Source organism: Leucobacter sp. G161 (assembly GCF_001482305.1).
Classification (GTDB): domain Bacteria; phylum Actinomycetota; class Actinomycetes; order Actinomycetales; family Microbacteriaceae; genus Leucobacter.
On sequence record NZ_LOHP01000069.1, the window covers coordinates 1 to 24,655 of the forward strand.

Below are 24,655 nucleotides of genomic sequence, written 5' to 3' on the forward strand. Positions count from 1 at the left end.
ATCCAGATCGTCTCGCCGGAGGACGAGGACCGCGAGCTCCTCGAGGCATTCGATATTGATATCGAAGCTGAGCTCGAAGAAGAGGGCGACGACGTACTCCAGCCGCGTCCGCCGGTTGTCACCGTCATGGGCCACGTTGACCACGGTAAGACCCGTTTGCTCGACGCGATCCGCCAGGAGAACGTTGGCGGCGGCGAGGCCGGCGGCATCACGCAGCACATCGGTGCGTACCAGGTTCACACCCAGCACGACGGCGTCGACCGCGCGCTGACCTTCATCGATACCCCGGGTCACGAGGCGTTCACCGCCATGCGTGCTCGTGGTGCGCAGGTCACCGATATCGCGATCCTCGTGGTCGCGGCGGATGACGGCATCATGCCGCAGACGATTGAGGCGCTCAACCACGCACAGTCGGCGAATGTGCCGATCGTGGTCGCAGTGAACAAGATCGATAAGGAAGCCGCGAACCCTGAGAAGGTGCGTCAGCAGCTCACCGAGTTCGGTCTCGTCTCTGAAGAGTGGGGCGGCGACGTGATGTTCGTCGACGTCTCGGCGAAGAACAACATCGGCATTGCCGAGCTGCTCGAGGCCGTGCTTCTCACCGCAGACGCTGGTCTCGACCTGCGCGCGAACCCGGACAAGGAAGCGCGCGGCGTCGCGATTGAGGCGAAGCTCGATAAGGGCCGCGGCTCGGTTGCTACCGTGCTCATCCAGTCGGGTACGCTCCGCGTCGGTGACGCGATTGTCGCCGGCACCGCATACGGTCGCGTGCGTGCAATGCACGACGAGAACGGCGACGCTGTTCTCGAGGCGCTGCCGTCGCGTCCGGTTTCGGTTCAGGGTCTGTCCTCGGTGCCTCGCGCCGGCGACAACTTCCTGGTTGTCTCCGAGGATCGCACCGCGCGCCAGATCGCTGAGAAGCGTGAGGCAGCAGAGCGTAACGCAATGCTGGCGAAGGCCCGCAAGCGCATCAGCCTCGAAGAGTTCACGAAGGCGCTCGAGGATGGCAAGGTTGAGTCGCTCAACCTCATCATCAAGGGTGACGTGTCGGGTGCTGTTGAGGCACTTGAAGAGTCGCTCATGAAGATCGAGGTGGACGATTCGGTCCAGCTCCGTATCCTCCACCGCGGCGTCGGCGCGATTACCGAGTCGGACGTGGATCTTGCCACGATCGACAACGCGATCGTCATCGGCTTCAACGTGCGCCCCGACGTCAAGGCACGCGAGCGTGCTGCGCGCGAGGGCATCGACATCCGGTTCTACAACGTCATCTACAACGCGCTTGATGACATTGAGGCATCGCTCACGGGCATGCTCAAGCCGGAGTACGAGGAAGTTCAGTCGGGCGTTGCGGAGATCCGCGAGGTCTTCCGCTCGTCGAAGTTCGGCAACATTGCCGGTGTCATCGTGCGGTCGGGAACGATCACGCGAAACGCAAAGGCACGCGTCATCCGCGAGGGTGTCGTCATCGCCGATGGGCTCGCCATTGAGTCGCTGCGTCGTTTCAAGGACGACGTCACTGAGGTGAAGACGGACTTCGAGGCTGGTATCGGCCTCGGCAAGTTCAACGACATCCAGCCGGGCGATGAGATCGAGACCACCGAAATGGTTGAGAAGCCCCGCGGCTAACGCGAGGTGTCTTGTGAAGGCCGGGGGAGCGCAAGCTTCCCCGGCCTTTCGCGTGAGTAGGCGCGGCCGGCGCGACGCGCCCGACCGGCAACGCTGCGCGTGAGCGAGGCGGAGCCCGGGCGGCTTGACCCCTATGCTCGAAGCATGAACGATCCTGAACTTGTTGCCAGTGTCCGTACGCTCGTCGAGACGATGTACGGCGGATACCTCGGGGGCGACCGCTCCGCAATCGACCAGCTGCTTGACCCCGAGCTCACGATGTTTGATTCGGCGAGTGCCGTGCTGATCTCCGGTATGGATGAGCTCAACGCGGTGCGTGCGGGGCGCGGCACGGGCGACGACGCTGCGCCGGCGCAGACCGAGACCGCCCTTGTCCCCGGCCTCTTTACCGCGCGACGCATCGGTGACGTCATTTCGGCAACCTGGTGGCTGCGGATCGACGCGGTCGACGCCACCGGCACTCCGATTGTGCCCGAGGTCGTCCGCAACTCAGCCGTACTGCTCGACACGGACGGGCCGTTGCGGATCATTCAGCTCCACGAGGGCGTCGTGCAGCACTTTGGCGGCCCGGTCGTCGCAGGGCTTCCCGAGTTCTAAGAAATCCAGAGTGCAGCGGCGGAGGCGCCGACGCGGGTAGGCTTGAGCTATGAGTAATCCACGTGCAGGTAAGGTCGCGGAGCGGATCCACCAGATCATCGCCCGCCGGCTTGATAAGGGTCTCCGTGACCCGCGGCTCGGTTTCGTCACGATTACCGAGGTGCGTGTGACCGGCGATCTGCAGAACGCCAGCGTCTTCTACACCGTCTACGGTGATGCGACGACGCAGAGCGAGACCGCGGCCGCCTTGAAGGCGGCCACGGGCATGCTCCGGAGTGAGGTCGGCAAGCAGTTGGGCACACGGTTGACGCCGACGCTCGAATTCTTGCACGACGAGCTTCCGGCATCCGCTGACCACATGAACGAGCTCCTCGCCGAGGCGAAGCGCCGCGACGATGCAGCCCGCGAACTGGCTGTCGGCGCGAACTACGCTGGCGAGGCCGACCCCTACGAGAAGCCGCGATCCGAGGCGGAGGCCGCCGAGGACGATCTTGACGATGATGCCGACGATGAACTCGACGACGATTTCGACGAGGAAGACGAAGACGGCCTCGACGAGGAAGATCTCGAAGAAGACGAAGAACGCGCCTAGCGCTTCGCGAACAGAACGGGTGCCCCGCCGGTTGGCGGGGCACCCGTTCTGTCGTTCGAGCGACTAGCGTTCCACCTCGTTCTCCTCGCCTGGCTCGACGAAGCTCGTAATGCGCGAGATGCCGAGTACGGCGTCGTCCGTGAATTCTCGGCCCGATCGTAGCGCCCGACCAGCAAAGCCTGCCCGGAGATTCACCCGATCCCACTGCTCATCCATGATGAAGACGGTCTCCGTCGACTTAATGCAGTCCCACTGCGCAAGGTTGGTGGCGACGAGTTCGTGAATCGCCGCGACGTCGGCCGCGCGAACGAGCAGCATGCCGTCGTGTCTGCCCGCGGTGACCGCGAAGTACTCGAGCTCTTGGACGCTGGGGAGCCGCTCCCGGAACTCCTGCCAGCGTTGCTGCTCGAGCGAGACGAAGACGAGCGCCGCGACCCCAAAGCCGGCTGCGCGGAAGTCGAGGGTCGCGGTGAATCCGGTGATGACCCCAGCCTCGACGAGCGCGTCATAGCGTTGGTATGCGTTGGAGCGTGAGACCCCGAGTTGCTCGGCCATTGCGGCGATTGAGAGCCGCCCGTTCCGGCGAAGCAAATCAACCATGTGGATGTGTGTGTCATCGAGCTGCATTCTGTCTTTGCCAGCCAATCTTTTCACGGGCATATCTGGATCAATTGCCCTATTCTTCCTGAACTGCAGGATACATCTCGTCAAATACTTCGTGAGTTGACACAATAATTGCGGATCGCGTAACTTCTGTAAAGAGTTATCCAATGCGGGATAGCCCTATGGAAGGCCACACATGAAGCACTCGATGAAGCGCGTCTTCGCGGCGACCGGTCTGGTTGCTGCAGCTGCGCTCGTTCTTTCCGGTTGCGCCGGGGGCGCACAACCGAACACCGACGACGCGGGCGGCAACAAGTCGATCGTTGTTGACGCGTCCTTTGACCTCAAGACTGCAGATCCCGGTCGCCAGTATGAGACGACCGGTTCGATCGTCGCGAAGGCGCTCTACGAGACCCTGCTCACCTTCGAGGGCGAAGACGTCACGAAGCCCATCGACGGGCTCGCCAGCTACGAGATGAACGCCGACAACACGGTGCTCACCCTCACGATGAAGCCGGGCGCAAAGTTCTCTGACGGCTCGGACCTCACCGTTGACGACGCTGTTTTCTCGCTCACGCGTGTGCAGGGGCTGCTCGGCAACCCGTCGTTCTTGCTTGACGGTGTGACCGTCGAGAAGACCGGCGACGATACGCTCACGCTCACCTCGGAGACGCCGAACCCGGCGCTGCCGTTCATCCTCCCGAACCCGGCGCTGTCCGTGGTCAACCAGGAAGTTGTTGAAGCGAACGGCGGCAGCGCGGACGAGTCCGACGCAGCTGAGGCGTTCCTCAACAGCGAGTCAGCCGGATCGGGCCCGTACACGCTCGAGTCCTTCGACGCCGCAGCGCAGGTCGTGTTCACCGCAAACCCCGAGTACACGGGCGATAAGCCCGCCTACGACCGCGTCGTGCTCCGCAACGTCGAGGGCCCCACGCAGAAGCTCAACGTAGAGAAGGGCGAGTCGCAGGTCGCGCTTGACCTCAACCCCGACCAGGTCGCTGAGCTTGCCAGCGCAGACGTGAAGGTTGTCTCGAACCCGTCGCGGTACATGATCTTCCTGCTCCTCAATCAGAACCCCGAGGTCAGCGCGATCACGAGCAACCCTGACTTCCTCGACGCAGTGAAGCTCGGACTCGACTACGACAAGATCGTCAGCCTCGCGGGCGAGGGATCAGTGCGCCCCGGCGGTCCGATCCCGTCGCTGTTCGTCGGCGCGATCGACGCCGAGCAGGGCAACCAGCGCGACGTCGACGCCGCGAAGGCAGCGCTCAAGAAGTCGGGCTACGCCGGCGAGAAGGTCACGCTGAACTTCCCGAACGACATCACCGTGCAGGGGCTTTCGCTGCAGAACGTCGCCGAGGCCGTGCAGGCTCAGCTCAACGAGGTGGGTATCGAGGTCGCGCTTGCGCCCGCACCGGTCGCAACCGAGCTCGACGCGTACCGCAACGGCACCGAGACCATCGGTCTCTGGTACTGGGGCCCCGACTTCCCGGACGCCTCGAACTACACCGTATTCTCGCCGGGCGAGCTCGTTGGACTCCGTTCCGGCTGGGCTGCTGACGCGAACCCGAAGGTGACTGAGCTCTCGAACGCGGCCAAGGCTGCGACCGGTGAGGATCGTGCACCCGCCTACGAGGCTTGGCAGGACGAGCTGAACGCGAGCGGCCCCTTCGTGCCGCTGCTGCAGCCCGCGCAGAACGTGGTCACGTCGCCGTCGATCGAATCGATCACGACGAACCCCGTGTGGACCGTGGATCTTGCCCTCATCAAGTAACAACAACAGCACCGTCGCGATCCGGACGGCCGAACGTACCGCACGGCGGGGGATCCCCCCGTTCGTGCGGTACGTGGCCGTCCGGCTCGGCCTGACGGTCTTGCTTATGTTTGGGGTGACCGTCGTCACCTTCGTGCTCACCAACCTCGTGCCTGCCGATCCCGTGCAGGCCGCGCTGGGCGAGCAGGCTGCGGCCAACCCGGAGATCGTCGCGAAGTTCCGCGCCGAGAACGGGCTCGACCAGCCACTTATCGTGCAGTACTTCACGTACCTCGGAAACGTGCTCCAGGGCAACCTCGGTGTCTCGACGCAGACGCGTGTACCTGTCGCTGACGAGTTGGCCGCCGCGTTCCCCGCCACCATCGAACTCGCGCTCTCCGCGATCGTGTTCTCCGCCATCATCGGAATCGGTCTCGGTCTCTGGGCTGCGCTCAAGCGTCGCACCATCGTTGACCAGGTGATCCGCGTGGTCAGCCTCATCGGCCTAAGCTGGCCGACGTTCTGGCTCGCGCTCGTGGTCTACTACGTCTTCTTCTTTGCGCTCGGGATTTTCCCGGGCTCGGGCAGGCTCGACCCGACGGCTATCGCGCCGCCGCACGTCACCGGCCTGTACACGATCGATTCGGTGATCGCCGGTCAGTGGGGCACCTTCTGGGATGCCCTGTACCACCTGGTGCTGCCCGCATCGGTGCTTGCGCTGTACACGATCGGTCTGCTCACTCGCTTCGCCCGCTCGGCGGTACTCGAAGTACTGGATATGGACTACGTGAAGGCCGCCACCGCGAAGGGGCTGCCACGCCGCACCGTCGTGTTCGGATATGTGCTTCGCGGCGCGATGGTGCCAATCATCACCGTGCTTGGGCTCGCATTCGGGTCGCTCCTGTCTGGCACCGTGCTCGTCGAGAAGGTGTACTCGTGGCACGGCCTGGGCGAGTACTCGTTCTCGGCAGCAACCAAGCTTGATCTGCCCGCCATCATGGGCGTCGGGCTCATCGTTGGCATTGTCTATATCGGTCTGAACTTCCTCGTCGACGTGCTGTACGGGGTCATTGACCCGAGAGTGAGGGTCTCATGAGCACCGATATTCTCGTCGAGCGCGCGAAGCGTCGCCGCTGGCTGAAGATTTCCCCGGCGTTCCGCACGCCGCTCGCCATCACGGGCGTCTCCATCGCACTGATCTGGCTCCTCATCGCCATCTTCGCTCCGGTGATTGCTCCGCACGACCCGCTCGCGCAGGCATTCGACCGCCTGCAACCACCGAGCGCGGCGCACCTGTTCGGCACCGATGCGGTTGGCCGCGACGTGCTGAGCCGTGTCATTAGCGGCGCGCGGATCTCGATGCCGCTCGCACTGTCGCTCGTTATCGCCTCGATGATTGTTGGCGGGACGCTCGGAGCGATCGCTGGCTACTTCGGCAAGGTCGTCGATGAAGTGATCATGCGCATCGCGGATCTCGTGTTCGCGTTCCCGACCATCATCCTCGCGATGGTGATCACCGCGGCTCTCGGCCCGAGCCTGACGAATGCCGTGATTGCGATGCTCATCGTGTCGTGGCCGGCATACGCCCGCGTCACGAGGTCACTCGTGCTCTCGGCGCGTACGCAGGAGTACGTCGTGGCCGGCAGGTTGCTCGGCAACGGCCCGTTCACCTCGTTGCGTCGCGATATTCTCCCGAACGTACTGTCTCCGGTCTTCGTGCTGGCGATGCTCGACGTCGGCACGGCGATCCTGCTCCTCGCGGGCCTGAGCTTCCTCGGGCTCGGCGCCACCCCGCCGACCCCCGACTGGGGTGCGATGGTATCTGACGGCGTGCAGCAGTTCTCCTCATGGTGGATCGCGGCCTTCCCCGGTCTCGCGATCTTTACCGTGGTGATGGCGTTTAACTTCATTGGGGACTCGCTGCGCGACTCCCTCGACCCGCGTGCACAGGACGCGGTCCAGGGGAGGGCAATGTGAGCCACTCAACGATTACCCACGACGGCGCACGCGAAGTGTCTGTCGAAGAGGGGCTCGCGATCCGCGACCTCACGGTCTCGATTGGGGATCGCGAGATCCTGCACGGGATCAATCTCGACCTCATCCCCGGCCAGATCACCGGCCTCGCGGGTGAATCTGGTTCGGGTAAGTCCATCACTGGGCTCGCGATGCTCGGGCTGCTGCCCGCGAACGCGCGCACCGGTGGCGAGATTCGTTTCGGCGGGCGCAACCTACTCACCCTTCCCGAGCGCGAGCTCGGGAAGATCCGTGGGCAGCGCATTGGCATGGTGTTCCAGGACCCGACCGCGAGCCTCCACCCGATGCTCACGATCGAGCGTCAGCTCACCGACCACCTGCGTGCACACACTGGTATTTCGAAGGCCGAGGCGCGCGTGCGCGCGCTCGAGGCACTCGAGAAGGTCAAGGTGCCGATGCCAGAGACCGCGCTGAAGAAGTACCCGCACCAGTTCTCTGGCGGGCAGCTGCAGCGCATTGCGATCGCGGTCGCCATCATTTGTGAACCAAGCATCCTCATCGCCGACGAGCCGACGACCGCGCTTGACGTCACCGTCCAGGCTGGCGTCCTCCGGCTGCTCCGCGGCCTGTGCGATGAGCTCGGCCTCGCGGTCATGCTCATCACGCACGACCTCGGGGTGATGTCGAGCCTCGCAGACCGGATCGCCGTGCTGCGGCAGGGCGAGATCGTCGAGGAGGGGACGCGCTACGACGTACTGCGGAACCCGCAACACGAGTACACGCGGGCGCTTATCGACGCGCTCCCGAGCCATGAGGGCGCCGGCGCTGGCACGACTGACGGCACCGAGAATGAGAAGGAGGCGGGCAATGACTGAGCAGAACGCTTCGACGGCCAGCCAGCCGCTGTTACGCCTTGACGAGCTGTCCGTCCAGTACAAGCTGCCGGGGCGCGGTGTGCTCACCGCGGTCAACGGGGTCAGCTTCGAACTCGAAACGCAACAGGTCCTTGGCCTCGTCGGTGAGTCCGGCTGCGGCAAATCGACGCTCGCTCGCGCCGTGTGCGGGCTCGAACCAATTCACTCAGGCAGCATCCGGTTCAACGGATCCCCAATTCGCACCCTCGGCATGCGCACCCGCCCGAAGGAGCTGCTGCGCATCCAGATGGTGTTCCAGAACCCGTACGCCTCGCTGAACCCGAGGCGTACGGTCGGATCGCAGATTGCAGATGGGCTGCGGATCAACCCGCAGAAGGATTCGTGGTCAGTCGCGGGTCTCCTCGAAGAGGTCGAGCTGCCGAGTGACGTGCAGAGCCGGTTCCCGCACCAGTTCTCTGGCGGGCAGCGGCAGCGTATTGCGATCGCCAGGGCGATCGCGTCCGGCCCGCAGTTGCTCATCGGTGATGAGCCCATCGCGTCGCTCGACGCGAGCCTGCAGGCGAAGGTTGCGAGCCTCATGCGTCGGCTGGCGCTCGAGTCCGGTGCTTCGATGCTGTTCATCAGTCACGACCTCGCTGTCGTGCGAACCATCGCTGACGAGATTGCCGTGATGAACAAGGGCGAAATCGTCGAACACGGACCGGTCGAACAGGTGTGGCGTTCCCCGCAGGATCCATACACGCAGCGGCTTCTCGCCGCGATTCCCGCGGTCGACGGGCTCGGCACGCTGCCCGGCCTGCCCGACGCCGCGTAACCGGCAGGTCGGCCCGGGGTGAGCGGATGCTCACCCCGGGCTTTCTGCTGCCCGCCGGCTAGAACCGGATGATCTGCCGAAGCGCGTCGCCGGTTTCGAGCGCGTCCATCGCAGCGTTGATGTCATCGAGTTCGATGGTTGCTGAGATCAGCGCCTCCAGGCCCAGCTTCCCGTCGCGCCACAGCTGTGCGTAGCGCGGAATGTCCCGGCTCGGCACGGCAGAGCCGAGATAGCTTCCGATGACCGTGCGCGCCTCCGCGGTCAGCGTGAGCGGGGAGATCTCGCTCCGCTGATCGGGGGCAGGGAGCCCCACAGTCACCGTGCGACCGCCTGGCGCGGTGACCTGATAGGCCGTCTCGAATGCGCGAGCATGACCGGCGCACTCGACGACGACGGGAAACCGCATGCTCCGCTCAAGCGCCTGCTGCGGGGTGACGCACTCGGCAGCGCCGGCGGCGAGCGCCGCAGCGAACTTGTGCTCGTTGGCGTCGATGCCGACGACGCGGTGCCCTTCGGCATGGGCTACGAGGAGTGCGGCCATGCCGACGCCGCCGAGCCCGATAACTGCGACGGTGTCACCCTCGGCTGGCTTGCCGGCGTTAACGACCGCACCGCCTCCGGTCAGCACCGCGCAACCGAGGAGCGCGGCGATGTCGGGTGGCACATCGTCGTCGACCGGGACGACGGAGCGTGCGTCGACGACGGCGTGCGTCGCAAACCCGGAGACACCAAGATGATGGCGGATCGGCTCGCTGCCCTGAAAAATGCGTGTTTCCTCGCTCATGAGCGTGCCGGCGGCGTTGGCTGCGCTCCCGGGCTCGCACGGCAGCAGGCCGTCGGTGAGGCATGACGCGCAGGTACCGCAGCGCGGCAGGAAGGTCATCACGACGCGGCGGCCGATGAGTATCGCGTCACTGTCGGACCCGACTGCCTCGACGCGTCCCGCTGCTTCGTGACCGAGCAGCATGGGGAGGGGACGCGGCCTGCTGCCGTTCACCACGGAGAGGTCAGAGTGGCAGACGCTTGCAGCTTCGATGCGCACGAGCAGTTCGCCAGCACCTGGATCGCGCAGCTCGAGCTCTCTGACCTCGATCGGCTGTGACTGCGCCCACGGCTGTGGGCTTCCTGAAGCGGTGAGTACTGCACCACGGATGTGTGTCATGACGGGATCTCCCTGGGTATGGATAGCGGGTGCGGCTGCCGTGTGAGGAGAAACGTCGGCGTTCGCTCACAGGTAGGCTCGCACGGAACTGGCGAGGCGCGTGATTCTGGAGTTCTTGAACGCAAGCTCCATAGTACGAAACTTCTGCGGGGGAGGAAAGCCCAACGGTCGGGCGGACAGGAGTTGACGGGCTTTGGCAATCGATGCTAACTTCAGGGCAACGGGGCAAGAATCAAAGAATTCCTGGTATGGAGTCTTTGTCTTGCCTTTTTCTGTCGTGACCCCTTGCCAGGTATGACAGAGAGGTCATCTCACATGGCAACACACATACTTCGCGGGATCGGCGATGTCGTTTCCTACATCGACTCGCGCACGCAGATCCGCGGCCGCGCCGGCTGGATCTGGTGGCTCGCCCTCGGCGGGCTCTTCCTTGACGCGTTCTCGAACTCTGCGCTGTCTGCTGGCCTTGGGCCCATGACGAAGGACCTCGAACTTGGGGCAGGGCAGATCGCGCTCCTCACTTCGATGGCATCCTGGGTTGCGCTCGTATTCAACCCGATCGGCGGCTGGCTCGCAGATCGCTTCGGACGTGTCGGTCCGCTGCTCGTCGCGAAGGTGCTCGCAATGGCGGGCGCATTCATCGCGGCCTTCGCCCCGAGCTTCGAGATGGTCGTCGCCGGTCGCTTCTTTGTCGGGGCCGCATACGGCATCGACTTCGCGATCGCCATGGCGCTGCTCGCAGAGTTCACCCCCGCGCGGTTCCGTGCACGCATCAACACCTGGCAGGGCATCTGGTACACCGCAGTATCGTCGAACCTCATCTTGGCGATCGGTTTCCACAATATGAACGTGGGCGATTCGATCTGGCGTTACGCCGTCGGTACTGCCGGCATCGTCGCGCTGCTGCTCTTCATCGCGCAGGCGCTGAAGCTCGTCGAGAGCCCGAGCTGGTACGCACGTAAGGGCAGGCTTGATGACGCGGCTCGATCGATGACCAAGATCTACGGCGAGAAGTTCGAGGCCGCTCCCGAGGCCGAGCGGATCCCCATGGAGGGCGTCGCAACCAAGGGCATCGGAAACGTCGCGCTCATCTTCCGTGGCATCTACCTGCCACGCACCATCCTCGCGTCGACCGTGCAGATGGGGCAGTCGCTGCAGTACTTCGCTGTCGGCTGGTATCTCCCGATTATCTCGATCGCTATCTTCGGTGAGGGCGACTTCGTGCTCGCGACGGTCGGCACGCTCGTCTTCAACGCGTTCGGCATTATTGGTGGCTTCGCCTCGCCGTTCATCGCGAAGAAACTCGGTCTGCGTCGCGCATCGGCGATCGGCTTCTCGCTCGTATTCGTGATGCTCCTTATCCTCGGCCTCGCCTTCGAGACGATGCCGCTGTGGCTCGCGTTTATCGTGCCGTCGCTGTTCATCCTCTTCCACTCGGGCGGGCCCGGCGCGAACGGCAAGAGCCTGTCGACGCTGTCGTTCCGCAGCGAGCTCCGTGCGACCGCCAACGGCTTCATCGGCGCGATCGGCAGCCTCGGCGCGGCCCTCGGTCTCGTGGTGTTCCCGATCCTCAAGGAAGACCTTGGACTCGGCCCGACCTTCCTCATCCTCTCGGCTGTGCCGCTGGTCGCGGCCATCATCTGCTGGGTGATCAAGTGGGAGCCGAGCCGCGCTGACTTCAACCCGGACGAGGAGCCCGAGGCTCCACAGTTCCGCGACGCAGTCACCACACGCTAAGACAACGACGCAAAGGAGTAAGCGGTGAAACAGGCAATACTCGCAATCGACGAGGGCACAACTGGCACGCGTGCCGCCTGGGTGACCGCCGACGGCGACGTGGGCGGGCTCACCTACGAACGGTTGTCGGTGAGTTCCCCCCGGCCCGGGGTCGTGGCGCAGAGCGCCAGTGAGATCCTGGAGAAGACGATCCGCACGCTGCGAGCGGCCTACGCTTCGGCGCAGGAACACGGGCTGCAGGTCACCGCCGTCACCATCGCGACGCAGCGCGCGACCGCGACGCTGTGGGACACAGAAACGGGTGAGCCGGTCGCGCCCTCGATGGTGTGGCAGGACACCCAGTACGCGGCGGATCTGGCCGCGCTCTCGGGCGACTGGGACGCACGGTTGTGGCCGAGCATCGGTCGCCCGACCGGGGTGCGTAACGTGTATCTGTGGGCGGCTCGGGTGCTCGCCGACGCGCAGCAGCCTCGCGCGCGTGAGTGCCGCGCAAAGGGCACACTCGCGTTCGGTACCGTTGACACCTGGCTGCTGTGGTCACTGTCGAACCGACGCGAGCTCGTCGCCACCGCGACGAACGCGGTGAGCTCGGGGGCCTATCGACTCGCGGACCACAGCTACCACACCGAGTTCATTACGGCGCTTGGTTTCCCGCTCGATCTGCTGCCTGAGCTGCGGGATGACGTCTCAGATTTCGGAACGCTCCGCCCCGAGATTCTCGGCGTCGAGCTACCGATCGTCGCAGCCGCGGGCGATCAGCACGCGGCAATGGTTGGGCTCGGCGTGATCGAGCAGGGCGATGTGATGTGCGTGCACGGCACTGGCTCGTTCGTCGACCTCAATCTCGGCACACACCTACCCGAGAACGACGGCCGATACCAGGGTGCGTTGAGCCTCGTCGCCTGGCGGGAAGCTGGCATCTCCCGCTACTCGATCGAAACCTTTACCTCGACGACCGGCTCAGCTATCGACTGGCTCGTTGACAAACTGCGCCTGTTCGACTCGGGCAAACACATCAGCGAGCTTGCTGCCAACGGGCGCATGGGTTCGGTGCACTCGGTGCCCGCGCTCACGGGTGTTCGCATGCCGAGTGTAAACGCCGGCGTCGGTGCCCTCATTGGGGGCCTCACCATGTCGACCACACGCGAAGACGTCGCGCTCGCCGTACTTGAAGGCATTGCCCAGTCGGTCGGCTGGAGTATCGACGCAGACCAGGAGGTCGCGGGCATCGAGATCAGCAAGGTCAACATTGGTGGCGGGCTCTCGAGCTCTGACCCGCTCGTGCAGCTGCAGGCTGACCTTACCGGCGTACCGCACCACCGCTTCCGAGATACCGATAAGGCGTCGCTCCGCGGCGCTGCATTTCTCGGCGGGGTGAGCCTCGGAATCTGGGACTCGCTTGCGGACACCCGCGAGCTCCTCGGGGCCCCCGATGTTTTCGAACCCAAGATGTCTCCCGCAGAGCGCGAGGAACGTGTCGCCTCGTGGCGGCAGCGCGTGCTCACGGAGATGGAATTAGCAGACGCAAGAAAGGAATCGAACAAGGAATGAGATTTCCTGAAAAACGCGCAAACGCAGAGCGCCAGAGCCTGTCCCCAGTGGAGGCTCCCTCGCTCAGCCGCGGCGACGCTATTCGCCGCATGGAAGACGAGGAGTTTGACGTCGTCATTGTGGGCGGTGGCATTACCGGCGCCTATGCCGCACTCGACGCCGCCCTCCGCGGGCTGAGCGTCGCCCTCATCGAAAAGGACGACTTCGCCTCGGGCACCTCGAGCAAGTCCTCGAAGATGATCCACGGCGGCCTGCGCTACATCGAGCAGGGCAACCTGCCGCTCGTGCGCCACTCGCTGCTCGAGCGCCAGCGGCTTCGCCGCAACGCCGGCCATCTCGTGCAGCGCCTCCCATTCCTGTTCCCCGTGCTCTCTGAGGACGGCGTGTTCGACCGGAGGCTTGCCTCGGGGTTCGAAGCGCTGCTCTGGACGTATGATCTTGCGGGCGGCTGGCGCGAGGGCGTGCTGCACCAGAAGCTCTCGAAGGAGGAAGTGCTCGCGCAGAGCCCCCTGTTTGTCGCTGACAAGCTCGAGGGCGGCTTCATGTACTACGACTCGCGCGCTGACGATGCCAGGCTGACGCTGAACATCGCACGCACCGCGGCCTTCCACGGCGCCGCGATTGCGAACTATGCGAAGGCCACCGACGTCATGCGCGATGGCGGGGGAGTCTCGGGAGTCGTTGCTGAGATCGACGGCAACGAGGTGCAGATTCGCGGTCGCTCGGTCGTCATAGCTGTCGGCTCCTGGCTGCGCGACTGGGACGGCACGAAGCCCGGAACTGACAAGCCAAACATTCGCCCCGCGAAGGGCGTCCATGTGTCGGTGCCGTGGTCCAAGATTCAGAACTCGTGCACCATTACGATCCCGATCCCCGGCCGCACCCGCCGCGCGACAATCACCCGCTGGGGTGACACCGCGCTGCTCGGCACGACCGACGAGGATTACACGGGCGATCTCGACGCCGCACACTGCACGCAGGAAGAAATGAACTTCCTACTCGACGGCGCCATGCACGCGCTCCGCACGGACATTCAGCCAGCAGACGTGCTCGGCTCGATCGCCGGCACCCGACCGCTCGTCGCGGCGGCGGGCGGGAAGACCCTTGACGTCAAGCGCAACCACGAGATCCGCACCGACCCAGACGGCCTCGTGACCGTCGTCGGCGGCAAGCTCACTACCTCGCGCCACATGGCCGAGCAGACGGTTGACGCAGCGCTCAAGGTGCTCGGTAAGCGCGCACAGTGCCGCACGAAGAAGGCCTACCTGCTCGGTGCTGCCGGGTACGACGGTCAGGCCGCGACCGCATCCGGCGGGCTGCCGGCCCACCTCGCCGAACGTTTCGGCACCGAATCCCGCTTCATCTCGCAGATGATCGCCGCGGATCCCGCGCTGACCGCACCCGTCGTCGAAGGCCTGCCGTACATCGAAGCAGAGGTTGTCTTCGCTGCGCGCTACGAGATGGCGCACACCGTCGACGACGTGCTCAGCCGCCGCACACGCTCGCGCCTCATGGCGCGCGACGCCTCGGGCGTCGCGGCGGGCAGGGTCGGCGAGATCCTTGGCCGGGAGCTCGGGCTGAGCGACACCGACATCGCGGCGCAGGTCGCGAACTACCACGAACAAATCCAGATAGAAAAAGCAGTGCTGATGGGAGGCACATCTTCATGATGAGTCGGGAAGCGGTTCGCCGCGGATACAACAAGAGGAACTACGTCGTCGGGGCACACACCCCTCCCGGCTGGGCGCCGGAGACGGTCACCACCGAGCAGACGAGCGGGTCGCTGCAGGCAGACGTCGTGGCGGTGCCCGAGTCGGTGCTTGAGCAGTTGCGCAGCATTGCCGTCGCGGTCACACACGACGCCGCCGGCATGATCGTGAACACTCGCGACTGGTGGGCGCTCACCATGATCGCTGAGACCGGCGGGGAGCCCGCGATCATCGAGGGCGTGTTCGTCGAGGTTGACTCGGTCGAACAGATTCAGCAGGTCATGCGCCTCGCGAACGAGCACGGCATCCCCGTCACCGTCTCCGCTGGCCGCTCGAACGTCACCGGAGCGGCCCTGCCGTTGCGCGGCGGCATCGTGCTCGACGTCTGCCGGCTGAACCGGGAGCTCGGCTTCGACGCCGAGAGCCAGATCGTCACCGTCGAAGCGGGCATGTTCGGCGACGTCTTCGAGGAGCTCGTCCAGGAGAAGTACGGCATGACGAGCGGCCACTGGCCGTCGTCGTTCGGTATCAGCACCGTTGGCGGCTGGGTAGCCTGCCGCGGCGCCGGCCAGCTGTCGACCCGCTATGGCAAGATCGAAGACATGGTCGCCGGCCTCGAGGTGGTGCTCGCAGACGGCTCGCTCATTACGGTTGGTGCTGCTGGCCGCTCCGCTGTTGGCAGCGACCTGCAGCAGCTGTTCGTCGGCTCGGAGGGCACGCTTGGCGTGATCACCTCGGTGAAGCTCAAGCTCCACCGCCTCCCCGACTACACGAAGGCGATCGCGTTCGGGTTCCCCTCGTTCAAGGTGGGCCTCGACGTCTGCCGCGAGATCCTGCAGCGCGGGGCAACCCCCGCGGCGCTCCGCCTGTACGACGAGCTTGAGAGCGGTTTGCAGTTCGACCTGCCTGAGCAGAACGTCATCCTTATCGCTGACGAGGGCGACCCAAAGATCGTTGATGCAGTCATTGCGATCTCCGAAGAGGTCTGCCGCCAGTACGAGGGCGTCGAGTTCGACGGCGACGTACTGCTCGAACGCTGGTACGAGACCCGCTACCTCACGGGGAAGAGCGCCGAGGGCTTCAAGCGCAGCGCCGGTTTCGTCGCGGACACCCTCGAGATGAGCGGCGCATGGTCGGCGCTGTCTGACGTGTACACCGAGGTCGTTGAGGCAGTGCAGGCGCTGCCGGGCACGCTGCGTGCTTCGGCGCACCAGTCGCACGCGTACGCGGATGCCGGTTGCGTCTACTTCTCGTTCCGCGGGGAGGTAGAAGACCCAGCGAATCGTGCCGAGTGGTACCGAGCTGCCTGGGACGCGGCAAACGAGGTCATCGTGCGCCACAAGACAACCCTCAGCCACCACCACGGCGTCGGTCTTGTGCGTGCTCCATACATGGCTGAGTCGCTCGGCGGCGGACTCGACGTGCTCCGAGCGATCAAGGCTACCCTTGACCCCAAGGGAATCCTGAATCCCGGAAAGTTGGGGCTCTAACACCGATGTCAGCTTCAAGGCGCGAGCTATCGATGGATCCGGGGCGCCGCCAGCGCCTGAAAAGGCTTGTCGGGCTGCACGCGCGGCCCGTGATCGCCTCCGTCCTCGATCGCTCGCACCTTGAGGCGTTCATCGACTCGTCAGCGCAGTTCTGTTTCCTCGCCCAAACCGACCTCATTGAGCTTGAGGCGGCGATCGCCCGCATTCACGAACGCCCCAACAAAGCTGTGTTCGTGAACATCGATTCGATCGTGGGCCTGGCGCAGGATCGCGGCGGCGTCGACTATCTGGCCAGGCTCGGCGCTGACGGCCTCCTGACAACCCGCGGGTCATTGATCCCGCGTGCGCAGGACGCCGGCCTGCTGACCGTGCAGAAGCTGTTCATTACTGATCGCTCAAACATTCAGCGCGGTGTTGCCGCAGTGCAGGGCTCAAAGCCTGACCTGCTGCAGCTCATGCCCGCGCCCGTGCTGCCGTTCGTGGCAAACCACGAGATCATGCGCATTCGACCCGTCATTGCCTCCGGCTTCGTCACGGACTCGACTGAGATCGAGGCCGCGTTATCGCACGGAGCCGTCGGTGTTTCGAGCAGCAGCCCCAAGCTGTGGGAGTACGAGCGCGCGAGCTAGCGCAGCACCATCATTCACACCAGGAGACACCATGTTTACTGTCATCGCACGCTACAACGCCACCCCCGAAACCGCTGAGGAAGTCGCGGCGTTGCTGCCGAGACTTGCGGCAGGCAGCCGGACCGAAGCCGGCAACATCTCGTATACGATCACCCGAGACCTCGAACAGCCTGAGCGCTTCGTCATCGTCGAAGAGTACCGATCTGCAGAGGACTTTGCGGCACACCGTGAAACTACGCACTTCCAGGAGATCGGGCTCGGGCAGATTATTCCGCTGCTTGAGGACCGTCAGGTCGCGACCTACGGCCCGGCGCAGTAGCAGGAGCAACAGCTAGGGCAGCCGCAGCCGCCCCTCGAACTCGACGACGAGTCCGTCGGCGATGAGCGAATCGAGGGCGCGCTGCGGCTGCGCAGCATCGCGCACCGTCCCCTCGCCCGCCGCGGCGAGCGCGTCGGCAGGTGGCACTGCCGCGGTGGCGGATCGCATGAGCTGCATGATCCTGCCGCGCACCTGCCGGTCGCTGCCCTCGAACTTCGCCTGCTTGGGCCGCTTCTCTGGGGCGTTGTCGGGGTAGCCGGCGCCGCGCCACTCGCACAGGCTCGCGATGGGGCAGTCGCCGCACTTGGGCGCGCGGGCTGTGCACATGACCGCCCCGAGCTCCATCGCTGCGGCGTTGAATACCGCGGCTGCTGCCCGATCGTCGGGGAGCAGCGCGGCCATGTCGTCGAGATCTCGCGGGGCAGGCATGCCAGCCGCGGCGCGGCCGTGCACGGCGCGCGCGATGAGGCGGCGGGTGTTCGTGTCCACGACCGGGTGGGTATCGCCGAAGGCGAAGACCGCGACGGCGCGCGCGGTGTACGGGCCAATGCCGGTGAGCGCGAGGAGCGCATCGACGTCGGCGGGCACCTCGTCGTTGTGCCGCTCAGCGATCTCAACGGCCGCGCGGTGCAGCCACAGTGCACGCCGCGGGTAGCCGAGCCGCTTCCAGGCCCGCACCGCCTCGCCCGGCTCAGCGGCGGCGAGTGCTGACGGCGTCGGCCAGCGTTCCAGCCACTCGAGCCAGTGTGGAATGACCCGCTCTACTTGGGTCTGCTGCGACATGAACTCGGAGACGAGCACGCCCCACGCTGTGGTGCCTGGCGCTCGCCACGGGAGGTCGCGTGCGGAGCGCTCGAACCACGCGTTGAGCGCGTCGCTCAGTGCTGCGGTGTCGCCGGGGTCTGGCCTGCCTGTGTCCACCCCACGAGTCTATGAGTCCTGGGCGTTCGGGGCGCGGCTGGCGGCGTTAGGCTGGTGGGGTGAAGTTTCAAGAGATGCCGCAGGGCGCGATCCTGCTCGTCGACAAGGCCGAGGGCTGGACGAGCCATGACGTTGTTGCGCGGTCGCGGCGTACGCTCGGTACCCGCAAGGTGGGTCATGCTGGCACGCTCGACCCGATGGCGACGGGACTCCTCGTCCTCGGCGCCGGCCCGGCGACGCGCCTGCTGACGCACCTCGTCGGACTCGACAAGACGTATACGACCACGATCCGGCTCGGCCTGACGACGGTCACCGACGACCGCGAGGGCGACGTGACCGCGGCTGCCGCGACTGGCGCGGTTGCCGATGTGTTTGCGGACGCGGCGCGGATCTCCGCGGGGGTTGCCGCCCTCACCGGTCCGATCGAGCAGGCGCCGAGCGCAGTCAGCGCGATCAAGGTCGACGGCAAGCGCGCCTACGATCGGGTGCGCGCCGGCGAGGAGGTCGTGCTGAAGAAGCGGCCGGTGACGATCCACACGTTTGAGATCGGCGAGCCGCGTCTCCTGAGCGTTCCCGGGCCCGATGGAGAACCGGTCGAGGTGATCGACATTGAAGCGGTGGTGTGCTGCACCACGGGCACCTACATTCGTGCGCTCGCGCGCGACCTCGGCGAGGCGCTTGGCGTCGGCGGGCACCTCACCGCGCTGCGCCGCACCGCGGTCGGCCCCTTCACCGTCGATGATGCGACTCCGCACGCGCAGCTTGTCGGCGACGGTGAGACGCCGGGTGATCCCGGCACGCTGCATACGCCCGCGGCGATTGCCCGCGGACTGTTCTCGGAGCTCGTGCTCACCCCCGATGAGGCTCGCGACCTGGCGAATGGCAAGCGGCTCGCGGTGGATCCGGATCGGCACGCGCCGGCCCCCCTCGTCGCCGCGATCCTGCCGGTCGAAGCAGGGGCCCGCAGCCCGCACGACCGACTGGTTGGGCTCGTCGAGGTGAAGGGTGGACGCAGTCGCGTCATCACGAACTTCCCGTCACAGGAGTCAGGGGGCGCAGCATGATCGCGTGGTACGGATATCTCACGATCGGCGTCTCGCTGATCGCCGCGGTGATGTGCGCATTCCAGGGCTTCCGCAAGCGGGCCCCCAACGACTACACGATGGGTGCGACCCTGCTGATCGCGGTGCTGCTCGTCGTGCAGATAGTGATTTCGATCATCGCGCCGTTTACGGGGAACGCCCCGACCGGTGATCTGCTCGAATTCTGGATGTACCTCATTGTCGCGCTCGCGCTCCCGGTCGGCGCTGGGTTTTGGGCGCTCATCGACCGCACCCGCTTCGCGAACCTCGTGCTCGCGGTCGTCGGGTTCGCGATCGCAGTCATGACCTATCGCATGCTCGTTATCTGGGGCTGACGGGCGAGTACACTCGAAGGGTGAGTAACGTGGGAGACATCGGCCAGACGGAACAACGCAGCGAGCGAATGAGTGGACTCGGGCGAGTGCTGATCGCCGTTTACATCATTCTGGCGATCGCGGCGACCTTCCGCTCGATCTATCAGATCCTCACGAAGTTCGATGAAGCGCCGCTCGCGTACATCCTCTCCGCGGTATCGGGCGTCGTGTACATCGTCGCGACGATCGCGCTGATGCGCCGTGGCCGTGGCGTGTGGCGTCCGATCGCCTGGATCGCACTGTCCTTCGAGCTCATTGGCGTGCTTGTCGTCGGCACCCTGAGTATCGTCACCCCTGAGCTGTTCGGCCATCCCTCGGTCTGGTCGTACTTCGGTCAGGGCTATGGCTACATCCCGCTCGTGCTCCCGATCCTGGGCCTCATCTGGCTCTCCCGAGAAAAGAAGACGCAATAATGCAGCTCGTCACCGCTGTCGATGACCTTCGACCCGCCGACTTCGCCGCGGGAACCGTGGTCGCCGTCGGCAAGTTCGACGGCGTGCACCTCGGGCATCGCGCGATTATCGCGTCGCTGCTACGCACAGCAGAGAGCGACGGGCTGCGCTCGGTCGTGTTCACGTTCGCGAATAACCCGCTGAGCCTGCTGCAGCCGGAGGCCTGCCCGCAGCCGCTCGCGAGCCGCGCACAGCGGCTCGAGCTCATTGCGGCGGCCGGTGTCGACACCTGCGTGATGGTCGAGTTTGACGCGGAGTTCGCGGCGATCCCCGCGCGCGAGTTCGTCGAGCGCGTGCTCGTCGGACAGCTCGGGGTGCGGCATGTGCTGCTCGGCGAGGACTTCCACTTTGGCCATCGTGGCCTCGGTGATGCCGCACTGCTGCGGGAGCTCGGGCCTGTCCACGGGTTCACTGTCGAGGTAGTCGAAGCCGTCGGTGACGACGAGGTCGGCGCGCTCTCGTCGACGCTCATTCGTAACGCGGTGCTTGGTGGCGACATGGTGACGGCTCGCGAAATGCTCGGGCGCTGCCACGCGGTGCGGGGCGAGGTCGTGCACGGCGACGCTCGCGGCCGCGAGCTTGGGTTTCCGACGGCCAATCTCGGCGGCGATATCGAGGGATTGGTGCCCGCACACGGCGTCTACGCTGGCACGGTCGTGATTGACGGTGTCGAGCGCGACGCCGCGATTTCGGTTGGCGTGAACCTGACGTTCGAACCGGAGGGGGAGCCGCGCGTCGAGGCGTATGTGCTGGACTTCTCCGCGGATCTCTACGGAACGCAGGTGGAAGTGCGCTTCGCACAGCGCATCCGCGAGATGCTCCCGTTCGACAGCGTCGACGCGCTCATCGCGCGGATGCACGAGGACGTCGCAGAGACGCGCGAGATTCTCGCGGCGGTCCGCGAAGGCTGACTGGCCCGGATCGCCCGAGATTTCTCGGTGTGGGGCGTGCCCCGAGGTTCGGGTGGTAGTATCGACGCATAGTCGCGCCACGTTTAGTCGAATCCCGTTGCATCGCACGGTTCAGGTTCGTATACGCGCGAGCGGCTTCGTCCCGATAGCTTAGGGACGCGCATGCTACGTGTCGCCCCAGTTCGGTGCGTCACGCAAAGATCCACCAGGAGAGCAATTGGCAAGCAGCACTGCCACCCGCCAGCCAGCTAAGCGTCAGCGCTCAAGCGGCACGCGGAAGCACGCCCACAACGAGGGCATCATCCCGCTTCTCGCTCGCGCCGTGCGCGAGGTTGAAGCATCGGCTCAGCGCGGCAAAGCAAGCCCGCAGAACCGCACCAAGTTTCAGGTCATCGCGCTCCTCATGCGCGAGGAGCGCGCACGCGTCAAGACCGAGGAAGGCGTGAGCGATAGCGAGCGCGCCGAGACGCTCAAACGCCTCGACGGCGTCGCGGCGATCCTTGCGAAGACGGCGGCACGCGACACGAGCCTCATCACGCTCCTCGAGCCGGGGGCGACGATCACCGAGGCGACTCGGCAGCTCAAGCGCAAGATGCTTGTGCAGGCCGGCATCGAAGTCCCTGAAGAAGCCCCCGCGGCACCGGAGCCAGCGAAGACGCTCGTTCCGCCGGAGCTCGCAGAGCGCCAGGTCGAGCCCGCAGGTATTCACTCTCGCATGCTCGCGAACCCGTTCCTCGCACCATCGCTTGAGACCCCGAAGCAGCCGACCCCCGTGGTACGGCTCGCGAACTGGGAGCTGTTGAACCCGCTGCTGAAGTCGTTCGAGCAGGGTGGCGGGGGAGCCGCGTGCATGGACCTTCCCGAGGCACCCGTTCCCGACCGCCTTGCCCCTCCCGGGCTTGAGCTCATGCCGCACCAGGCTCGCTTCCTCGCGAGCGTTCGCGATGGTCACCGCAGCTTCCTGCTCGCCGACGAGCCAGGCCTTGGAAAGACCGCGCAATCGGTGATCGCGGCTTCGGTGGCCGACGCCTATCCGATGCTTGTCGTCGTGCCCAACGTCGTGAAGATGAACTGGGCGCGCGAGGTCGAGCGGTGGACTCCGCAGCGTCGCGTCACCGTGATCCACGGCGACGGCGAGGCCGTCGACGCGTTCGCAGACGTGTTCGTGGTGAACTATGACATCCTCGACCGGCACCTGAGCTGGATCTCGCGGTTCGGGTTTAAGAGCATGGTCGTCGACGAGGCGCACATGATCAAGAACACGCAGTCGCAGCGGTCGCGAAATGTACTGACGATCGCGGAGAGTATCCGCGAACGCGCTCGTGGCGCCCAGCCGCTGCTCGTCGCTCTCACCGGTACGCCGCTCATCAACGACATCGACGACTTCCGGGCAATTTGGCGCTTCCTCGGCTGGACCGAGGCCGACAAGCCTGGCCCCGAGCTCATGGCGAAGCTCGAGAACAACGGCTGGACCCCAGCGGATCCGCCGTTCTACCCCGAGGCGCGCCAGAGCGTCATCGACATGGGGATCGTACGTCGCCGCAAGATCGATGTTGCGGCAGACCTGCCGGCGAAGCGGGTTGTCGACCTTCCCGTCGAACTTGACGACGAGCTCGGTCGCGGCATTCACGCTGCGGAGGCGAAGCTCGCGCAGAAGCTCTTCGAGCGGTACACCGCGGTCAAGAACGGCAAGCTCGGGCAGAAGCTCTCGGACGAGGCGATCATTCGCATGGTTGCTGCGCAGGAGCTCGAGGAGTCGAACGCATCGGCCGACGGCCTCAACGTCTTCACGATGGTCCGTGAAATCGGTGTCGCTAAGGCCGGCCTCGCAGTTGACTACACCGCGCAGCTCGCGCGATCGGTCGGCAAGGTTGTGTTCTTCGCGAAGCACATCGACGTGATGGACCGCGCCGAGGCGCAGCTCGCCGAGGCTGGCCTGCGCACGGTGTCGATCCGTGGCGAGCAGTCGGCGACGTTCCGTCAGGAGCAGATCGACGCGTTCAACACCGACCCCGAGGTCGCGGTGGCGGTCTGTTCACTCACCGCAGCTGGCGTCGGCGTGAACCTCCAGGCATCGTCGAACGTTGTGCTTGCCGAGCTGAGCTGGACTGACGCGGAGCAGACGCAGGCGATCGACCGCGTGCACCGCATCGGTCAGGCCGAGCCGGTGACCGCATGGCGCATCATCGCCGCGCAGACGCTCGACGCGCGCATCGCGGAGCTCATCGACGGCAAGGCCGGCCTTGCGGCTCGTGCGCTCGACGGCGCTCCCGCCGCCGAGGAGAACGCCGATCCGGTGCAGCTGCTCGCGCTGATGAGCGTGCTCACCCGTGCTGTAGAGGCTGCTGCCGCGAAGTAGCTTGCTGGCGCTGGCGCTTCCGATCGCCAGAATGGCGCGAATATATGTGTCCGCATTATTCGCGCCACCGCTAGCATGGTGAGCATGCGTATTGGAGTGCTCTGTTCGGGTGGCGACAGCCCCGGCATGAATGCCGCGATTCGCGGCGCCGTGCTGCGAGGTGTCGACGTTCACGGCTTTGAGATGGTCGGCTTCGTCGACGGGTGGCGTGGCTTTCACGACGGCGAATTCGTGCAGCTCGATCGCCCGGCCGTTCGGGGGCTCTCCCCGCTCGGCGGGGTCTTTATTGGCACGAGCCGTGTTCCGCCGTGGGAGGCACCAGTCAGCGCAGAGGCGCTCGATGGCCTGCGAGCGCGTATGGCGAGCTATGGCCTCGACGGCCTCATGCTCATCGGTGGCAACGGCACCCAGACAGTCTCCTCGATCCTCGCCGACGCAGGCTTTAACGTCGTCGGACTCCCCAAGACCATCGACAACGATCTTGCGGGAACCGACTACACCTTCGGCTTCGATACCGCCGTCTCGATCGCGTCCGAAGCCATTGATCGGCTCCGCACGACAGGTGACTCGCATCGCAGATGCATGGTGCTCGAAGTCATGGGACGCGACGCCGGGTGGATAGCCTTGCACGCCGGCATGGCGGGAGGCGCGCAAGCGATGCTGCTTCCTGAGTTCCCCGAGAGCCTCGAGCAGGTGTGCAACTGGGTCTCGAATGTTCGTGACCGCGGTCGCTCAGCGCTCGTCGTTGTCGCCGAAGGCTTCACGCTCGAGGGCTCGGACGAGGCGGTCACCCGTGACGGGCTTGACGGCTTCGGGCGTCCCAGGCTCGGCGGAGTCGCCGAGATGCTCGCGCCGCTCATCGAAGAACGCACCGGTATCGAGACTCGCGCGACAGTCCTGGGTCACGTTCAGCGCGGAGGTTCACCGACGGCCTTTGACCGGGTGTTGGCCACCCGGTCTGGCATCGCGGCCGCTGACGCCGTTCACGCGGGGAACTGGGGCAAGATGGCTGGCCTCCACGGCGATCGGATCGAGCTTGTGCCGTTCGCGGAGGCAGTCGGCAGGCTGAAGACCGTGCCCGAGGAGCGATACGCAGAGGTGCGGTTGAACTTCGGCTAGGGG

Annotated in this window: 23 protein-coding genes; 20 read left to right on the plus strand and 3 right to left on the minus strand. The window is 65.4% G+C overall.

Going from position 1 to position 24,655, the window contains the following annotated elements; genetic code table 11:
• The 3 genes from infB to rbfA form a co-directional block, all read left to right on the plus strand.
• Positions 1-1,629: translation initiation factor IF-2 (gene infB, locus AUL38_RS11790; RefSeq protein ID WP_083506836.1), on the plus strand; the 1,629-nt coding region annotated here is incomplete at its 5' end.
• A gap of 144 nt (positions 1,630-1,773) precedes the next feature.
• Positions 1,774-2,226: a DUF4440 domain-containing protein gene (locus AUL38_RS11795; protein ID WP_153006575.1), complete on the plus strand. Its 453-nt coding sequence runs from the start codon at positions 1,774-1,776 to the stop codon at positions 2,224-2,226.
• Positions 2,227-2,275: 49 nt separating this feature from the next.
• Positions 2,276-2,818 carry a 30S ribosome-binding factor RbfA gene (gene rbfA, locus AUL38_RS11800; protein ID WP_059062448.1) on the plus strand — a complete coding sequence of 181 codons (543 nt, stop codon included), beginning with the start codon at positions 2,276-2,278 and terminating at the stop codon, positions 2,816-2,818.
• 63 nt (positions 2,819-2,881) lie between these two features.
• Here rbfA and AUL38_RS11805 read toward each other — a convergent pair whose 3' ends face one another.
• Positions 2,882-3,478: an Lrp/AsnC family transcriptional regulator gene (locus AUL38_RS11805; RefSeq protein WP_083506837.1), complete on the minus strand. Its 597-nt coding sequence runs from the start codon at positions 3,476-3,478 to the stop codon at positions 2,882-2,884.
• A 139-nt stretch (positions 3,479-3,617) separates the two neighbouring features.
• On the opposite strand from AUL38_RS11805, the gene AUL38_RS11810 reads away from it, so the two are divergent.
• The 5 genes from AUL38_RS11810 to AUL38_RS11830 are packed head-to-tail and all read left to right on the plus strand — an operon-like array spanning position 3,618 to position 8,837.
• Positions 3,618-5,195: an ABC transporter substrate-binding protein gene (locus AUL38_RS11810; protein WP_059062451.1), complete on the plus strand. Its 1,578-nt coding sequence runs from the start codon at positions 3,618-3,620 to the stop codon at positions 5,193-5,195.
• The gene (locus AUL38_RS11815; protein ID WP_235590705.1) at positions 5,179-6,270 is read left to right on the plus strand and encodes an ABC transporter permease; all 1,092 of its coding nucleotides are present in this window, start codon (positions 5,179-5,181) and stop codon (positions 6,268-6,270) included. Before AUL38_RS11810 ends, AUL38_RS11815 begins: the two co-directional genes overlap by 17 nt.
• Positions 6,267-7,151 carry an ABC transporter permease gene (locus AUL38_RS11820; protein WP_059062453.1) on the plus strand — a complete coding sequence of 295 codons (885 nt, stop codon included), beginning with the start codon at positions 6,267-6,269 and terminating at the stop codon, positions 7,149-7,151. Before AUL38_RS11815 ends, AUL38_RS11820 begins: the two co-directional genes overlap by 4 nt.
• Positions 7,148-8,023 (plus strand): ABC transporter ATP-binding protein, encoded by an 876-nt coding sequence (locus AUL38_RS11825; RefSeq protein ID WP_235590706.1) that lies wholly within the window; start codon positions 7,148-7,150, stop codon positions 8,021-8,023. The genes AUL38_RS11820 and AUL38_RS11825 overlap by 4 nt, the downstream gene beginning before the upstream one ends.
• The gene (locus AUL38_RS11830) at positions 8,016-8,837 is read left to right on the plus strand and encodes an ABC transporter ATP-binding protein (RefSeq protein ID WP_059062455.1); all 822 of its coding nucleotides are present in this window, start codon (positions 8,016-8,018) and stop codon (positions 8,835-8,837) included. Before AUL38_RS11825 ends, AUL38_RS11830 begins: the two co-directional genes overlap by 8 nt.
• A 58-nt stretch (positions 8,838-8,895) precedes the next feature.
• Here AUL38_RS11830 and AUL38_RS11835 read toward each other — a convergent pair whose 3' ends face one another.
• On the minus strand, positions 8,896-9,999 hold the full coding sequence (locus AUL38_RS11835) for a zinc-binding dehydrogenase (RefSeq protein WP_059062457.1): 1,104 nt from the start codon (positions 9,997-9,999) through the stop codon (positions 8,896-8,898).
• A gap of 315 nt (positions 10,000-10,314) precedes the next feature.
• On the opposite strand from AUL38_RS11835, the gene AUL38_RS11840 reads away from it, so the two are divergent.
• The 6 genes from AUL38_RS11840 to AUL38_RS11865 are packed head-to-tail and all read left to right on the plus strand — an operon-like array spanning position 10,315 to position 17,434.
• Entirely contained in the window at positions 10,315-11,736 is a 1,422-nt protein-coding gene (locus AUL38_RS11840) for an MFS transporter (RefSeq protein WP_059062474.1), read from the plus strand.
• A gap of 24 nt (positions 11,737-11,760) precedes the next feature.
• Positions 11,761-13,287: an FGGY family carbohydrate kinase gene (locus AUL38_RS11845; protein ID WP_059062477.1), complete on the plus strand. Its 1,527-nt coding sequence runs from the start codon at positions 11,761-11,763 to the stop codon at positions 13,285-13,287.
• On the plus strand, positions 13,284-14,957 hold the full coding sequence (locus AUL38_RS11850; RefSeq protein WP_059062480.1) for a glycerol-3-phosphate dehydrogenase/oxidase: 1,674 nt from the start codon (positions 13,284-13,286) through the stop codon (positions 14,955-14,957). The genes AUL38_RS11845 and AUL38_RS11850 overlap by 4 nt, the downstream gene beginning before the upstream one ends.
• Positions 14,954-16,486, plus strand: coding sequence for an FAD-binding oxidoreductase (locus AUL38_RS11855; protein ID WP_059062482.1), 1,533 nt, complete (start codon positions 14,954-14,956; stop codon positions 16,484-16,486). The genes AUL38_RS11850 and AUL38_RS11855 overlap by 4 nt, the downstream gene beginning before the upstream one ends.
• Positions 16,487-16,518: 32 nt before the next feature.
• Positions 16,519-17,115: a glycerol-3-phosphate responsive antiterminator gene (locus tag AUL38_RS11860; RefSeq protein WP_161937438.1), complete on the plus strand. Its 597-nt coding sequence runs from the start codon at positions 16,519-16,521 to the stop codon at positions 17,113-17,115.
• Between the two features lie 31 nt (positions 17,116-17,146).
• A complete protein-coding gene (locus AUL38_RS11865; protein WP_059062487.1) occupies positions 17,147-17,434 on the plus strand; it encodes a putative quinol monooxygenase in 288 nt (95 codons plus the stop codon).
• Between the two features lie 12 nt (positions 17,435-17,446).
• On the opposite strand, the gene AUL38_RS11870 is transcribed toward AUL38_RS11865, so the two are convergent.
• Entirely contained in the window at positions 17,447-18,355 is a 909-nt protein-coding gene (locus tag AUL38_RS11870) for an A/G-specific adenine glycosylase (protein WP_201023742.1), read from the minus strand.
• Positions 18,356-18,429: 74 nt separating this feature from the next.
• Here AUL38_RS11870 and truB point away from each other — a divergent pair, with 74 nt between their 5' ends.
• From truB to AUL38_RS11900, 6 genes are all read left to right on the plus strand, one after another.
• Entirely contained in the window at positions 18,430-19,419 is a 990-nt protein-coding gene (gene truB / locus AUL38_RS11875; RefSeq protein WP_059062489.1) for a tRNA pseudouridine(55) synthase TruB, read from the plus strand.
• Positions 19,416-19,772: a hypothetical protein gene (locus AUL38_RS11880; protein ID WP_059062492.1), complete on the plus strand. Its 357-nt coding sequence runs from the start codon at positions 19,416-19,418 to the stop codon at positions 19,770-19,772. The genes truB and AUL38_RS11880 overlap by 4 nt, the downstream gene beginning before the upstream one ends.
• Before the next feature lie 68 nt (positions 19,773-19,840).
• Positions 19,841-20,224: a hypothetical protein gene (locus AUL38_RS11885; RefSeq protein ID WP_059062573.1), complete on the plus strand. Its 384-nt coding sequence runs from the start codon at positions 19,841-19,843 to the stop codon at positions 20,222-20,224.
• Positions 20,224-21,174 (plus strand): bifunctional riboflavin kinase/FAD synthetase, encoded by a 951-nt coding sequence (locus AUL38_RS11890; protein ID WP_059062494.1) that lies wholly within the window; start codon positions 20,224-20,226, stop codon positions 21,172-21,174. Before AUL38_RS11885 ends, AUL38_RS11890 begins: the two co-directional genes overlap by 1 nt.
• Positions 21,175-21,391: 217 nt before the next feature.
• A complete protein-coding gene (locus tag AUL38_RS11895) occupies positions 21,392-23,533 on the plus strand; it encodes a DEAD/DEAH box helicase (RefSeq protein ID WP_059062496.1) in 2,142 nt (713 codons plus the stop codon).
• Between the two features lie 84 nt (positions 23,534-23,617).
• Positions 23,618-24,652, plus strand: coding sequence for a 6-phosphofructokinase (locus tag AUL38_RS11900; protein WP_201023743.1), 1,035 nt, complete (start codon positions 23,618-23,620; stop codon positions 24,650-24,652).
• The last annotated feature ends 3 nt before the right edge of the window (positions 24,653-24,655 follow it).